This is a genomic window from Methylobacterium symbioticum (assembly GCF_902141845.1).
GTDB classification, from domain to species: Bacteria; Pseudomonadota; Alphaproteobacteria; order Rhizobiales; family Beijerinckiaceae; genus Methylobacterium; species Methylobacterium symbioticum.
The window spans coordinates 1-12676 of the sequence record NZ_CABFPH010000134.1 but is presented as its reverse complement, the minus strand read 5'-3'; the positions used below and the strand labels follow the sequence as shown (position 1 = coordinate 12676).

Sequence of the window (12676 nt, the reverse complement as noted above, 5' to 3'; positions counted from 1 at the left end):
GAGAGGCCCTGCTGCAAGCCCGCCCATCCGTCTTGTCGTCGCGGTGTCTGTCCCGGCGTCCTCCGACCTCGCGACTGCCGCTGGCCGGGTCCGGTCCCTAGCGGGACGGGAACCCCGTGCACGCTGACATACGCCCGTCCGGCGCGAGGCCCGCCTCCTAGTGGGTCGGGCCGGCGAGTCTCTGGCGATCCCCCAGAGCCGGGTCGGGACGGGCGCATTTCCTCAGCCCGCCTCACCGCCCGGATCCGAGCAGACCTTGCGCCGGCACGCCGCCCGGGGCACCGGCCGGATCCGAGGCCGATGACGCGGGCACCGCCCCGCCGTCCGCGCCCCTCCCGGTCGGTCCCCGGGACGGGCCCCCGAAAGGCAGCGCAGGATCACCCCTGCGATGCCGGCCGGCAGGTGCAAGCAAATGCGCACAAAACAGGAACATTGTCAAGCCGCGCATCGCCAGCCGATCCCATCCACCCACCTCATTCTGAGGCGCCGGAGCGAGAGCGGAGGCCTCGAAGGAGGCCTCCAGATAGCGCCGAGATCCCCTGGAGGCATCCTTCGAGGCCCGCTGACGTGGGCACCTCAGGATGAGGGGGATGGATGGGATATCGGGGCCGCCGGCCCTGAACAGAGCAGGGCAGGGCGAGGCGAGACTAGCCCACGGCGAGAGAGGCGCCGGCCCATGACGGCGCGATCAACATCGATGCCATCGATCCCGACTATCAATCGCATCTGTTTGAATGATTGTGCGACGCAGCGCAAATAACCCCTCGAGACGGGGCAACCGCCCTGCCATTCGAGGATCAGACCATGACCGTCCGGACTTTTCTCATCGCTGCCATCGCCTCCGTCACCGTGATCGGATCGGCTGCCGCCGAGGGCGGGCTCACCGTGACCCCGACCCTCTACCGGGAGCAGGCCCGCGCCACGGCCGCCACGCGGCCGGCCTCGGAGCTGACCACGACCCCGCGCCTCGTCCCCGCCGCGCCGGCCAAGGCGCGCGTGGTTGCCGAGGCCGGCAACCGCTGAGCGGTGCATCGCCGAGGCTGGTGACGGGGTCCGGCCCCGCATGTCGGGCCGGCCCTCCCGATCATCCAGCCGCAGCCATGCAGAGTCGGCATGCTTGGTCGTCATTATCTGGCATACCAAACCGGCGCGTGCGGTGCGATATCAGTCCCATCGCACCGCACCAAACGGAACGCCTTCGATGACCCTTCTCACCGCTCTCGCGCTTCTCCCGGTCGCCGCCATCGCGAACATCGCCGTTGCCGTCGCCCTCGCCGGCCTGTTCGACGGCGATGCGCGCACGACCGATTCCGCCGGCCCGGTGCCGACCCTCGCCTGAGCCGCCGCTCCGCGTCCTTCCGCTCATCATCGGGACGACGACAGGCCCGCCCGGTCCGCCGCGGCGGGCCTTTTTGTGCCGGCCCTGCGGACCGGCGCGCGGAATGCCCCTACACCACCACCGTGACGGCCTCGGCGGCCCGGGTCAGGCCCGTATAGAGCCAGCGCGCACGGTGCTCGCGGAAGGCGTAGGACTCGTCGAAGAGGACCACCTTGTCCCATTGCGAGCCCTGGGCCTTGTGCACGGTCAGAGCGTAGCCGTAGGTGAACTCGTCGGTCTCGCGGCGGAGATAGAGCGGGATCTCCTCCTCGCTGCCGCTGATGATCTGGCGCAGCACCTTGATGTCGGTGGCCCGCCGCCGCAGCGCCGGGTCGTCGTCGGGCACCACGTCGAGGCGGACCATGTCCGGGCGCGGGGGCGCGCGCAAAGCCTTCACCGTCCAGGTCGAGCCGTTGAGCAGGCCCTTGGTGCGGTCGTTCCTCAAACAGACGAGCTTCTCGCCCACCGCCGGCATCGGATCGGTATGGCCGGCGAGCTCGCGCAGGCGGTTGTTGTAGAGGCGCCGCGTCTTGTTGAGGCCCACCAGCACCTGGTCGCAGTCGAGCACCTGCTCGGGGTGGATCTCGCGGCGGGAGACGACCTCGCTCGCCCCGTAGCGGCCGGGCGCGAGGCGTCCGCCCTCGCGCACCGTCATCGCCATCCGCACGATCGGGTCGTCCTCGGCCTGCCGGTGCACGTCGGTCAGCATCACGTCGGGCTCGCCCTCCGTGAAGAAGCCGCCGCCGCGCACGGGCGGCAACTGCGCGGGGTCGCCCAGCACCAGAACCGGCTTGCCGAAGGAGAGGAGGTCATGCCCGAGATCCGAATCGACCATCGAGCATTCGTCGATGACGATGAGATCGGCCTTGGCCGCCGGGCCGGAGCGGTTGAGGGTGAAGGTCGGGCCGCCCTCGTCCGCCTCCTTGGTGCGGTAGATCAGGCTGTGGATGGTGCCCGCATCGTGGCAGCCCTTGGCCCGCATCACCGAGGCCGCCTTGCCGGTGAAGGCGCCGAACAGCACGGTGCCGTCCACGTCCTCGGCGATGCGGCGGGCGAGCGTGGTCTTGCCGGTCCCGGCATAGCCGAACAAACGGAAGACTTGGCTGTCTCCGTTCCTGCGCCAGTCCGCGATGGCCTTGAGCGCCGCCTCCTGCTGCGGCGCGAACCGGGTCGGAACGCCTGCGCTCACGGCCAGCGGACGGTGGGGGGCAGCGAGGACAGGATCGAGGCGACGTTGCCGCCGGTCTTCAGGCCGAAGATCGTGCCGCGGTCGTAGAGCAGGTTGAACTCCACGTAGCGCCCGCGCCGCACCTGCTGCTCGTGCCGGTCGGCCTCGCTCCAGGGCGTGGCGAGGTTGCGCCGGACGATCGCCGGATAGGCCTCGAGGAAGGCGAGGCCGACGTCGCGGGTGAAGGCGAGGTCGTCCTGGGGCGCGCCGGTCCAGTGGTAGTCGTAGAAGATGCCGCCGATGCCGCGCGGCTCGTCGCGGTGCTTCAGCCAGAAATACTCGTCGCACCAGGCCTTGACCTTGGCGTAGTCGACCGCCGGGGCATGCGCCTCGCAGGCCCGGCGCAGGGCCGCGTGGAACAGCTCCGAATCCGGATCGGCTTGGGTCCGGCGCCGGTCGAGCACCGGTGTCAGATCGGCTCCGCCCCCGAACCACGCCTTCGTGGTCACCACGAGGCGGGTATTCATGTGCACGGTCGGCACGTTCGGGTTCCAGGGATGGACGATCAGCGAGATGCCGGTGGCGAAGAAGCGCGGATCCTCCGCGGCGCCCGGGATCTGGGCCCGGAACTCGGGGGCGAATTCCCCGTGCACCGCCGAGACATGCACGCCGGCCTTCTCGAAGACCCGGCCCTTCAGGATCGCCATGGTGCCGCCGCCGCCGGGCCGGCCGTCATGGTCGGTGCGCTCCCAGGGGGTGCGCACGAAACGCTGCGGCCCGGCCGGCGCGTCCCCGTCGAAGGGGCCCTCGGCCTCCGCCTCGATGGCCTCCAGCGCCGCCGTGATGCGGTCGCGCAAGGTGGAGAACCACGCGCCGGCCTCCGCCTTCAGGGCCGCGATGTCGGCCTCGGAGGGGAGGGGGTGGGACAGGTCTGGCCGTGTCGCGGAGGGAGACGTCATGGCGGCAGGCTTTCCCATCTGCCCGGGCGAGCGTCAATGCGATGAATCAATGCAGGTTTCCCGGCGGGCTGCCCAGGACCCGCCTTGAGCGGTCAGCCCCGCGCGCCGATCGCCTCGACCTCGACGAGGTAGCCGTGATTGAGCGCCGCCACCGGCACCACGGTGCGGGCGGGCTTGGCCGCGCCGAACATCTCGGCATAGACCCGGTTGAAGACCGGCCAGTTCTCGACGCCGACGATATAGGCGGTGCAGCGCAGGACCCGCTCCGGCCCGCAGCCCGCCTCCGCGAGGATGGCGAGGAGATTGGTCAGCACCTGCCGGGCCTGGACCTCGAAGGGCTCGCCCGCCGTGTGGCTGCCGTCGCTGCGTGGCCCGAGCTGGCCCGAGACGAAGACGAGGTCGCGCCAGGCGGTGGCTTGCGAATAATGCCCGGCCGGCGTGGGCACGGCCGGCGTGGCGATGCGCTCGATCGGGTCGCTCATGCGGGTGTCGCTCCTGCCGGCCACGGTGCCGGCCCCTTGCCGGTGGCTCCGGGCCTTGGGGGATACGCGCCGGGGCTCGCCCGCGCCAGTCCCGCCGCGAGCTGGAGCGCAAGCGCAAGCCCCGCAGCGCCCTGGCGCGCTGGAGCGCAAGCCCTGGCCGCGACGTGCTCGACCGCACGTCGCGGCCGGGATACGGGCACCATATCCGGCCTCGTACAAGAGCAAAGACTTTCCGCCGCCGAGATCTTAGCAAGATCTCGCGCGCGATGAGAGCCGAAGAACCGTGATGGATACTCTCATGAAGACCCGTTTTGCCACCGCTGCCGTCGCCGTCGCCCTGAGCCTGGCCGCTCCGGCCGCGTTCGCCCAGGCCGGCAACTGGCCCCATCCCGGCCGCGCCCCGGCCAACGTCTTCGATCCCGCCACCACCGGCGCGATCGTTGGCGCCCGCCCGAGCGTGCGCGACTGGAACGCCGTCGATTCCGCCAAGGCCGGCAACGCCAACCAGCAGGAGCGCCTCGTGCCGCAATACGGCCAGACCTCGGGCGGCCCGGCCTACTGACCCGTGTCCCGCCCCGCGATCGCGGGGCCGATCGCGGGGGTCGCGGGCGATGCGCCGGCTCCCGATCGACGACCGCCAGGGAGGCGGGGCGCGAGCCCCGCCTCTGTCTGTTTGCTCCCTGCTATCAGCGCCGCCGCTTTGTCCCCGGCTGAATGCGAAATGCGGTGGACGCCGCTCACGCTTCCGGTACAAGCTCGCCGCCAATCGCATGGGAGGGTTGCGCTTGGCTCAGGACATCATCCTGGCAACGAGCGGATTGACGAAGGAATTCAAGGGATTCCGCGCCGTCAGCGGCGTGACCCTTGAGGTCGCGCGCGGCACGATCCATGCGCTGATCGGCCCGAACGGCGCCGGCAAGACCACCTGCTTCAACCTGCTCACCAAGTTCCTGCAGCCCACCGCCGGCACGATCCGCTACAAGGACCGCGACATCACCGGCCTGAAGCCGGCCGACGTCGCCCGCCTCGGGCTGGTGCGCTCCTTTCAGATCTCGGCCGTGTTCCCGCACCTCACCGTGCTGGAGAACGTCCGCATCGCCCTGCAGCGCAGGCGCCGGGGCGATTCCTTCGACTTCTGGCGCAACGAGCGCGTGCTGCGGGCCCTCGACGGCGAGGCCCTCGACCTCGTCGAGGCGGTCGGCCTCTCCGACTTCGCCGGCCATCAGGCGGTCGAGCTCTCCTACGGCCGCAAGCGGGCGCTGGAGATCGCCACCACCCTCGCGCTCGATCCCGAGATGCTGCTCCTCGACGAGCCCATGGCCGGCATGGGCCACGAGGACGTCGACCGCACCGCGGCGCTGATCCGCCGGGTCTCGAAGGACCGCACCATCCTGATGGTGGAGCACAACCTCTCGGTGGTGGCCTCGCTGTCCGACCGCATCACCGTGCTGGCGCGCGGGCAGGTGCTGGCGGAGGGCGACTACGCCACCGTGTCGAAGGATCCGCGCGTGGTCGAGGCGTATATCGGGGCCGGACATGCCTGAGGCGGCGCGCGCGATCTCACCGGCGGCCGCGACGGCGCCGCTTCTGGCGGTGCGCGGCCTGGAGGGCTGGTACGGCGAGAGCCACGTGCTGCACGGCATCGACCTCGACGTGGGGGCGGGCGAGGTGGTGACGCTGCTCGGGCGCAACGGCGCGGGCAAGACCACGACGCTGCGCGCCATCATCGGCATCCTGGGCAAGCGCACCGGCTCGATCACCTACGAGGGCGCCGAGACGATCCGGATGGCCTCGCGCGCCATCGCGCGGCTCGGCATCGGCTACGTGCCCGAGGAGCGGGGCATCTTCGCGAGCCTGTCGGTGCACGAGAACCTCATGCTGCCGCCGCGCGTGAAGCCCGGCGGCATGTCGGTCGCCGAGATCCACGCGCTGTTCCCCAACCTGAAGGAGCGGGCCAAGAGCCAGGGCACCAAGCTCTCGGGCGGCGAGCAGCAGATGCTGGCCATCGGCCGAATTCTCAGGACGGGCGCCAAGCTGATCCTGCTCGACGAGCCGACCGAAGGGCTCGCGCCGGTGATCGTCCAGCAGATCGGCCGCACGATCCTGAAACTGAAGGCGGAGGGCTACACCATCGTGCTGGTGGAGCAGAACTTCCGCTTCGCCCAGACGCTGGCCGACCGCCACTACGTGGTCGAGCAGGGCCGCGTCGTCGACATGATCGAGAACAGCCGCCTCGACGCCAACATCGACAAGCTCCACGCCTATCTCGGGGTCTGACCGACCCCGGGCGCGCCAACAAGAAGACACGACGCGCACCCGCGGGGCCGGGCCGCGTCATCCGCTTAGAGAGGACACGAACACATGCTGCGATCCGTTCTGCTCGCGACCGCGCTCTCCGCCCTGACCCTGGGCGCGGCGCAGGCCCAGACGGCCGTGAAGATCGGCGTGCTCGGCGATCGCTCCGGCGTCTATTCCGACATCAGCGGCGAGGGCTCGGTGGTGGCCGCCCGGCTGGCGGTGGAGGACTTCGCCAAGCTCGACCCGAGCGTGAAGGTCGAGATCGTCTCCGCCGACCACCAGAACAAGCCCGATGTCGGCGCCGCGCTCGCCCGGCAATGGTACGACCGCGACGGGGTCGACATGGTGATCGACGGCGTCACCTCCTCGGTGGCGCTCGCCATCAACCAAGTCACGCGCGAGAAGAACAAGGCCTTCATCGACACCGGCGCCGGCACCGCCGACCTCACCGGCCCGCAATGCACGCCCAACACCGTGCACTGGGTCTACGACACCGTGGCGCTCGCCAACGGCACCGGCGGCGCCATGGTGAAGCGCGGCGGCGACACCTGGTTCTTCCTCACCGCGGACTACGTGTTCGGCCAGACCCTGCAGCGCGACACCAGCACGGTCGTCACCAAGAACGGCGGCAAGGTGGTCGGCTCGGTCAAGACGCCGTTCCCGACCGCCGACTTCTCCTCCTTCCTGCTGCAGGCTCAAGGCTCCGGCGCCAAGGTGATCGGGCTGGCCAATGCCGGCGGCGACACCATCAACGCCATCAAGCAGGCCGGCGAGTTCGGCATCACCGAGGGCGGCCAAGCGCTCGCCGGCCTCCTCGTCTTCTCCTCCGACGTCTACTCGCTCGGCACCAAGGTGGCGCAGGGGCTGGTGCTCACCGAGCCCTTCTACTGGGACCTCACCGACGGCACCCGCGCCTTCTCGGACCGCTTCGCCAAGCAGATGAACGGCCGCAAGCCCACCGCCAACCATGCGGGCGTCTATGCCGGCATCCTGCACTACCTGAAGGCCGCCGCCGCCCTGAAGGACGTGAAGGACGGCGCCAAGACGGTGGCCAAGATGAAGGAGATGCCCACCGACGACCCGCTCTTCGGCAAGGGCACGATCCGCGTCGACGGCCGCAAGATCCACGACATGTACCTGTTCGAGGTCAAGAAGCCGGCCGAGTCGAAGGGCCCGTGGGACCTCTACAAGACGCTCGCGACCATTCCCGGCAACGAGGTCTTCCGGCCCCTCAACGAGGGCGGCTGCCCGCTGGTGAAGGGCTGAATCGGATCGGCCGCGCCCGTCAAGGCGCGGCCTTCTTGAGACGCGACGGCTCAGGCGGACCATGACCACGATCTTCGGCGTGCCGACGCAGGCCCTGTTCGGCCAGCTCCTGCTGGGCCTGATCAACGGCTCGTTCTACGCGATCCTCTCGCTCGGGCTGGCGATCATCTTCGGGCTGTTGAACATCATCAACTTCGCCCACGGCGCCCTCTACATGATGGGCGCCTTCGTGGCCTGGATGCTGCTCACCTATCTCGGGCTCGGCTACTGGTGGGCGCTCGGGCTGGCGCCCCTGGTGGTCGGCCTGTTCGGCATCCTGCTCGAGCGCTTCCTGATCGCGCGATTGTACAAGCTCGACCACCTCTACGGCCTGCTCCTCACCTTCGGGCTGGCGCTGATCATCCAGGGCCTGTTCCGCAACCAGTACGGCGTCTCGGGGCTCCCCTACGCGATCCCCGCCGAGCTCTCGGGCGGCCAGCGCCTGCCCTTCATGTTCCTGCCGAACTACCGCGCCTGGGTGGTCGTCGCCTCGCTCACCGTCTGCCTCGCCACCTGGCTCGTCATCGAGAAGACCAAGCTCGGCGCCTATCTGCGCGCCGCCACCGAGAACCCGACCCTCGTCCAGGCCTTCGGCGTGAACGTGCCGCTGTTCCTGACGCTGACCTACGGCTTCGGCGTGGCGCTGGCGGGCTTTGCCGGCGTGCTCGCGGCGCCGATCTACTCGGTCAACCCGAACATGGGCGCCGACATCATCATCGTGGTCTTCGCCGTGGTGGTGATCGGCGGCATGGGCTCGATCCTGGGTTCCGTCATCACCGGCTTCGCCCTCGGGCTGGTGGAGGGCCTGACCAAGGTGTTCTACCCCGAGGCCTCCGCGACGGTGATCTTCGTCATCATGGTGCTGGTGCTGCTCGTGAAGCCCGCCGGCCTGTTCGGCCGCACGGCCTGATCTCGGTCGAAGGAGACAAGAGCCATGGCCGACACCGCCGCCCTCGACGCCGCCCCGATCGCGGCCTCCCGGCCTGAGGGCCGGGACGACAAGGCGCTGCACCGCAAGGTCTTCGCGGGCCTCGCGATCGCCCTCGCCCTGGCGCCGCTGGTGCTCTACCCCGTCTTCCTGATGAAGGTGCTGTGCTTCGCGCTGTTCGCGCTCGCCTTCAACCTGCTGCTCGGCTACGGCGGCCTGCTCTCCTTCGGCCACGCCGCCTATTTCGGCATGGCGAGCTACGTCTCGGCCTATGCCGCCAAGCACTGGGGCCTGACGCCGGAACTCGCGATCCTGTCGGGCACCGCGACCGCGGCGCTGCTGGGCCTCGTCTTCGGCGCGCTGGCTATCCGGCGGCAGGGCATCTACTTCTCGATGATCACCCTGGCGCTCGCGCAGATGGTGTTCTTCTTCTCGCTGCAGGCAAAGTTCACCGGCGGCGAGGACGGCATTCAGGCGGTGCCCCGCGGCAACCTGTTCGGCGCCATCAGCATCGCCGACGACCGGGTGCTCTACGGCCTCGTGGCGGTCGTCTTCTTCGGCGGCATGCTGCTGATCTACCGCATCATCCACTCGCCCTTCGGGCAGGTGCTGAAGGCGATCCGCGACAACGAGCCCCGCGCGGTCTCGCTCGGCTACCGGGTCAACCAGTACAAGCTCGCCGTCTTCGTGCTCTCGGCGACGCTGGCGGGATTGGCCGGGGCCACCAAGGCACTCGTCTTCCAGCTCGCCTCGCTCACCGACGTGCACTGGTCGATGTCGGGCGAGGTGGTGCTGATGACGCTGGTGGGCGGCATGGGCACGGTGTTCGGGCCGATCGCGGGCGCCCTCGTCATCGTCACCATGGAGACCTACCTCGCCCCGTTCGGCGCCTGGGTGACGGTGATCCAGGGCGCGGTCTTCGTGCTCTGCGTGCTGCTGTTCCGCGAGGGCATCGTCGGGCTGTTCGCGCGGATCCTGAAGAAGCCGCTTTGAGTGGGGAACCGCGCAACAGGGCGATGGGCTCACCTCCCGGCCCCAGGAGCGAATAGCCCATGAGAATCCCGGATCGCGTGTTCCTCGTCACCGGCGGCGCCTCGGGGCTCGGCCGGGCGGTGGCCGAGCACCTGAGCGCGGCGGGCGCCCGGGTCGTCGTCGCCGACATCGCCGAGGACGGCGGCGCGGTCGCCGCCGCGATCGGCTGCCGCTTCGTGCGCACCGACGTCGCCGACGAGGCCGAGGGCCGGGCGGCCGTCGCCGCCTGCCTCGAAGCCCATGGCCGCCTCGACGGGCTCGTCACCTGCGCGGGCATCGTCACCGGAGCGCGGGTGCTGGGCCGGTCCGGCCCGCACGACCTCGACAGCTTCGCCCGCACCGTCCGGGTCAACCTCGTCGGGACCTTCAACATGGTCCGGCTCGCGGCCGAGGCCATCGCAGGCCAGGCCCCGGACGCGGGCGGCAGCCGCGGCGTGATCGTCACCACCAGCTCAATCGCCGCCTTCGACGGGCAGGTGGGCCAGGCCGCCTACGCCGCCTCGAAGGGGGGCGTGGCGAGCCTGACCCTGCCGCTCGCCCGCGACCTCGCCAGCCACGGCATCCGCGTGGTCTCGGTGGCGCCCGGCATCTTTGAGACGCCGATGATGGCGGGCTTGGCACCCGAGGTGCAGGAGGCGCTCGGGCGCTCGGTGCCCTTCCCGCCGCGGCTCGGCCGGCCGGCTGAATTCGCCGGGCTCGTCGCCCATATCATCGAGAACGACATGCTCAACGGCGAGGTCATCCGCCTCGACGGGGCGCTGCGGATGGCGCCGCGTTAGAGCGCTCTCCGCCGAAGTGGATACCGGTTCGGCGCAAGAGAGCGCGTCAAGACAAGAGCTTAGATCCTGAGCTGCGCCGCGCCGATCGTCAGGGAGGGACGCCCGATGCAGGACCCCGTCGTCATCGTCGGCGCAGCGCGCACGCCGATCGGCGCGCTGCAGGGGGCGCTGGCCGACCTGCCGGCGCCGGACCTCGGCGCCGCCGCGATCCGGGCCGCGATCGAGCGGGCCGGGATCCCGGCCGAGGCGGTCGAGGAGGTGGTGTTCGGCTGCGTGCTGCCGGCCGGGCAAGGGCAGGCGCCGGCCCGGCAGGCCGCGCTGAAGGCCGGGCTGCCGCTCTCGGCCGGGGCCACCACCGTCAACAAGATGTGCGGCTCCGGCATGAAGGCCGCGATGCTCGCCCACGATGCCCTGGCGCTCGGCCACGCCGCCGTGGCGGTGGCCGGCGGCATGGAGAGCATGACGAACGCCCCCTACCTGCTCGACCGGGCGCGGACCGGCTACCGCATGGGTCACGGGCAGGTGCGCGACCACATGTTCCTCGACGGGCTGGAGGACGCCTACGACCGCGGCCGCCTGATGGGCACCTTCGCCGAGGATTGCGCCGAGGCCTACCAGTTCTCCCGCGCGGCGCAGGATTCCTACGCGCTCGCCTCCCTCGATCGGGCGAAGGCGGCGCAAGGAGACGGCCGCTTCGCCCGCGAGATCGTGCCCGTGACGGTGACGGTGGCCCGGGCCGCGCGCGTCGTCGCCGAGGACGAGCAGCCGGGCAACGCCCGCCCCGACAAGATCCCCACCCTGCGCCCGGCCTTCCGCGAGGGCGGCACGGTGACGGCGGCCAACGCCTCCTCGATCTCGGACGGGGCCGCCGCCCTCGTGCTGATGCGGCTGTCCGAGGCCGAGCGGCGCGGTCTGACCCCACTCGCCGCGATCCGCGGCCAGGCGACGCACGCCCAGGCGCCGAACCTCTTCACCACCGCCCCCGTGGGCGCGATCCGCACCCTTCTGGAGCGGGTGGGCTGGGAGGCCGGAGGCGTCGATCTCTACGAGATCAACGAGGCCTTCGCGGTGGTCGCGATGGCGGCGATGCAGGATCTCGGCCTCGACCACGGCCGGGTGAACGTCCATGGCGGCGCCTGCGCGCTCGGCCACCCGATCGGCGCGTCCGGCGCCCGCATCCTGGTGACCCTTCTCGCCGCCCTGGAAACGCACGGGCTGCGTCGGGGCGTGGCGAGCCTGTGCATCGGCGGCGGCGAGGCGACCGCGATGGCGGTGGAGCGCCTGACCTGATCACGGCGGCGTGATGACAGTCTCCGGCCAGTGACTGCGGCTGGCGGGCGGTCATCACGCAAGACCAGATCAGAAGAGAACCCGGCCGTCATCAGTCGTCGCGGCCGATCGAAACCATTTTTCTCCGGGCGTTGACGCTTCGTTAACCATCGGGCCGCAGGTTTGGACCGTCACGTCAGACAGGTGCACAGGCCTCGACAGGTTCCGCGATGAAGGCTCCGCCGCTCAGCGTCGACGACCCGGCGCAGGATTGTCCCGTCCCCGTCGAGGCGCTCGGGCGCCTCGCGCGCGCCGCACCGGAGACGGTCGCTGACCTCGTCGCCGGCATCCCCGAGGCGACCCGGGCCCGGCTCGCGGTCTACCTCTACGGGCGGAGCCACACCTACGAACTCGGCATCCGCATCGCCGCGACCTGCGACGGCCAGAGCCTGCAGCGCGCCGCGGGCCTCGTCGGCACCACCCTCTACGACCTGTCGCGCCGGCCCTACGCGCCCCCGGCCTACGGCGCGCCGCGAACGGGCGCGACGACCCGGATCAGCCTCGGCGGCCCGCGCCTCGCCGCCCGGGGCTGAGCGCCCGCCATCGACCCGGATCGGCCTCGGCGCGCGATCATGCCGGGACAACGGCACCGCGGCCGCGCCCGGGAGCCGCGCCGCCATAGCGGGGGGCCGGCCGCACCGCTATATCTGCGGGTCCGATGACCCTCTCGCCCCGCCCGGTCCGCCGCCTCGACCCCGTCCTCGTCGACCGCATCGCCGCGGGCGAGGTGGTCGAGCGGCCGGCCTCGGCCGTGAAGGAACTCGTCGAGAACGCCATCGACGCGGGCGCCCGCGCCATCGAGGTCACGATCGAGCGCGGCGGGCGGCAGCCCCTCCGGGGGGGGGGGGGGGGGGTGGGGGGGGGGGGGGGGGGGCCGGCGCGGGGGGGCGGGGGGCCCCCCCCCCCCGAGGCGGCCCGCGGCGGCCCCCTTCCCGGCGACAACCCCTGCGTGCGCCGCCTGGGGCGGGCCCCCCGTCGCGCGGGCGCGCGGGCCCCCCTCACCCCCCGCCCCGCCCCG

Annotated in this window: 14 protein-coding genes and 1 pseudogene; 12 read left to right on the top strand and 3 right to left on the bottom strand. The window is 71.1% G+C overall.

The features are described 5' to 3' along the window. Positions 1-804: 804 nt before the first annotated feature. Together MET9862_RS26005 and MET9862_RS29670 are read left to right on the top strand one after the other, a co-directional pair. Positions 805-1023 carry a hypothetical protein gene (locus MET9862_RS26005; RefSeq protein ID WP_142585864.1) on the top strand — a complete coding sequence of 73 codons (219 nt, stop codon included), beginning with the start codon at positions 805-807 and terminating at the stop codon, positions 1021-1023. Positions 1024-1201: 178 nt separating this feature from the next. Then, positions 1202-1339, top strand: coding sequence for a hypothetical protein (locus MET9862_RS29670; RefSeq protein WP_185157011.1), 138 nt, complete (start codon positions 1202-1204; stop codon positions 1337-1339). A gap of 109 nt (positions 1340-1448) precedes the next feature. Here MET9862_RS29670 and MET9862_RS26000 read toward each other — a convergent pair whose 3' ends face one another. The 3 genes from MET9862_RS26000 to MET9862_RS25990 all read right to left on the bottom strand — a co-directional run bounded on the left by MET9862_RS26000 (position 1449) and on the right by MET9862_RS25990 (position 3987). Then, entirely contained in the window at positions 1449-2567 is a 1119-nt protein-coding gene (locus MET9862_RS26000; RefSeq protein WP_142585863.1) for an ATP-dependent DNA helicase, read from the bottom strand. Continuing rightward, positions 2564-3505, bottom strand: coding sequence for an oxygen-dependent coproporphyrinogen oxidase (hemF, locus tag MET9862_RS25995; RefSeq protein ID WP_142585862.1), 942 nt, complete (start codon positions 3503-3505; stop codon positions 2564-2566). The genes MET9862_RS26000 and hemF overlap by 4 nt, the downstream gene beginning before the upstream one ends. Positions 3506-3597: 92 nt before the next feature. After that, a complete protein-coding gene (locus MET9862_RS25990; RefSeq protein WP_142585861.1) occupies positions 3598-3987 on the bottom strand; it encodes a RidA family protein in 390 nt (129 codons plus the stop codon). A 298-nt stretch (positions 3988-4285) separates the two neighbouring features. Between MET9862_RS25990 and MET9862_RS25985 the strand changes: the two genes are divergently transcribed. The 10 genes and pseudogenes from MET9862_RS25985 to MET9862_RS30300 form a co-directional block, all read left to right on the top strand. Beyond that, a complete protein-coding gene (locus tag MET9862_RS25985; protein ID WP_142585860.1) occupies positions 4286-4549 on the top strand; it encodes a hypothetical protein in 264 nt (87 codons plus the stop codon). 223 nt (positions 4550-4772) lie between these two features. Continuing rightward, positions 4773-5531 (top strand): ABC transporter ATP-binding protein, encoded by a 759-nt coding sequence (locus MET9862_RS25980; protein ID WP_142585859.1) that lies wholly within the window; start codon positions 4773-4775, stop codon positions 5529-5531. Beyond that, positions 5524-6264, top strand: coding sequence for an ABC transporter ATP-binding protein (locus MET9862_RS25975; RefSeq protein WP_142585858.1), 741 nt, complete (start codon positions 5524-5526; stop codon positions 6262-6264). The genes MET9862_RS25980 and MET9862_RS25975 overlap by 8 nt, the downstream gene beginning before the upstream one ends. A gap of 84 nt (positions 6265-6348) precedes the next feature. Beyond that, positions 6349-7551 (top strand): ABC transporter substrate-binding protein, encoded by a 1203-nt coding sequence (locus MET9862_RS25970; protein WP_142585857.1) that lies wholly within the window; start codon positions 6349-6351, stop codon positions 7549-7551. A 61-nt stretch (positions 7552-7612) separates the two neighbouring features. Then, positions 7613-8500: a branched-chain amino acid ABC transporter permease gene (locus tag MET9862_RS25965; RefSeq protein WP_142585856.1), complete on the top strand. Its 888-nt coding sequence runs from the start codon at positions 7613-7615 to the stop codon at positions 8498-8500. Positions 8501-8524: 24 nt separating this feature from the next. Continuing rightward, on the top strand, positions 8525-9511 hold the full coding sequence (locus tag MET9862_RS25960) for a branched-chain amino acid ABC transporter permease (RefSeq protein ID WP_142585855.1): 987 nt from the start codon (positions 8525-8527) through the stop codon (positions 9509-9511). Between the two features lie 59 nt (positions 9512-9570). Next, the gene (locus MET9862_RS25955; protein WP_142585854.1) at positions 9571-10329 is read left to right on the top strand and encodes an SDR family NAD(P)-dependent oxidoreductase; all 759 of its coding nucleotides are present in this window, start codon (positions 9571-9573) and stop codon (positions 10327-10329) included. A gap of 105 nt (positions 10330-10434) precedes the next feature. Continuing rightward, positions 10435-11619 (top strand): acetyl-CoA C-acyltransferase, encoded by a 1185-nt coding sequence (locus tag MET9862_RS25950; RefSeq protein WP_142585853.1) that lies wholly within the window; start codon positions 10435-10437, stop codon positions 11617-11619. Between the two features lie 209 nt (positions 11620-11828). Further along, positions 11829-12191 carry a hypothetical protein gene (locus tag MET9862_RS25945; RefSeq protein WP_142585852.1) on the top strand — a complete coding sequence of 121 codons (363 nt, stop codon included), beginning with the start codon at positions 11829-11831 and terminating at the stop codon, positions 12189-12191. A 125-nt stretch (positions 12192-12316) separates the two neighbouring features. After that, a pseudogene (locus tag MET9862_RS30300) lies at positions 12317-12676 on the top strand (hypothetical protein); the annotation flags it as partial.

What these genes read in the sequence shown, in the direction of transcription:
- MET9862_RS26005 (WP_142585864.1), top strand. Translation starts at nt 805, where the DNA reads ATGACCGTCCGGACTTTTCTCATCGCTGCCATCGCCTCCGTCACCGTG.
- MET9862_RS29670 (WP_185157011.1), top strand. Translation starts at nt 1,202, where the DNA reads ATGACCCTTCTCACCGCTCTCGCGCTTCTCCCGGTCGCCGCCATCGCG.
- hemF (WP_142585862.1), bottom strand. Translation starts at nt 3,505, where the DNA reads ATGACGTCTCCCTCCGCGACACGGCCAGACCTGTCCCACCCCCTCCCC.
- MET9862_RS25990 (WP_142585861.1), bottom strand. Translation starts at nt 3,987, where the DNA reads ATGAGCGACCCGATCGAGCGCATCGCCACGCCGGCCGTGCCCACGCCG.
- MET9862_RS25985 (WP_142585860.1), top strand. Translation starts at nt 4,286, where the DNA reads ATGAAGACCCGTTTTGCCACCGCTGCCGTCGCCGTCGCCCTGAGCCTG.
- MET9862_RS25975 (WP_142585858.1), top strand. Translation starts at nt 5,524, where the DNA reads ATGCCTGAGGCGGCGCGCGCGATCTCACCGGCGGCCGCGACGGCGCCG.
- MET9862_RS25970 (WP_142585857.1), top strand. Translation starts at nt 6,349, where the DNA reads ATGCTGCGATCCGTTCTGCTCGCGACCGCGCTCTCCGCCCTGACCCTG.
- MET9862_RS25965 (WP_142585856.1), top strand. Translation starts at nt 7,613, where the DNA reads ATGACCACGATCTTCGGCGTGCCGACGCAGGCCCTGTTCGGCCAGCTC.
- MET9862_RS25960 (WP_142585855.1), top strand. Translation starts at nt 8,525, where the DNA reads ATGGCCGACACCGCCGCCCTCGACGCCGCCCCGATCGCGGCCTCCCGG.
- MET9862_RS25955 (WP_142585854.1), top strand. Translation starts at nt 9,571, where the DNA reads ATGAGAATCCCGGATCGCGTGTTCCTCGTCACCGGCGGCGCCTCGGGG.
- MET9862_RS25950 (WP_142585853.1), top strand. Translation starts at nt 10,435, where the DNA reads ATGCAGGACCCCGTCGTCATCGTCGGCGCAGCGCGCACGCCGATCGGC.
- MET9862_RS25945 (WP_142585852.1), top strand. Translation starts at nt 11,829, where the DNA reads ATGAAGGCTCCGCCGCTCAGCGTCGACGACCCGGCGCAGGATTGTCCC.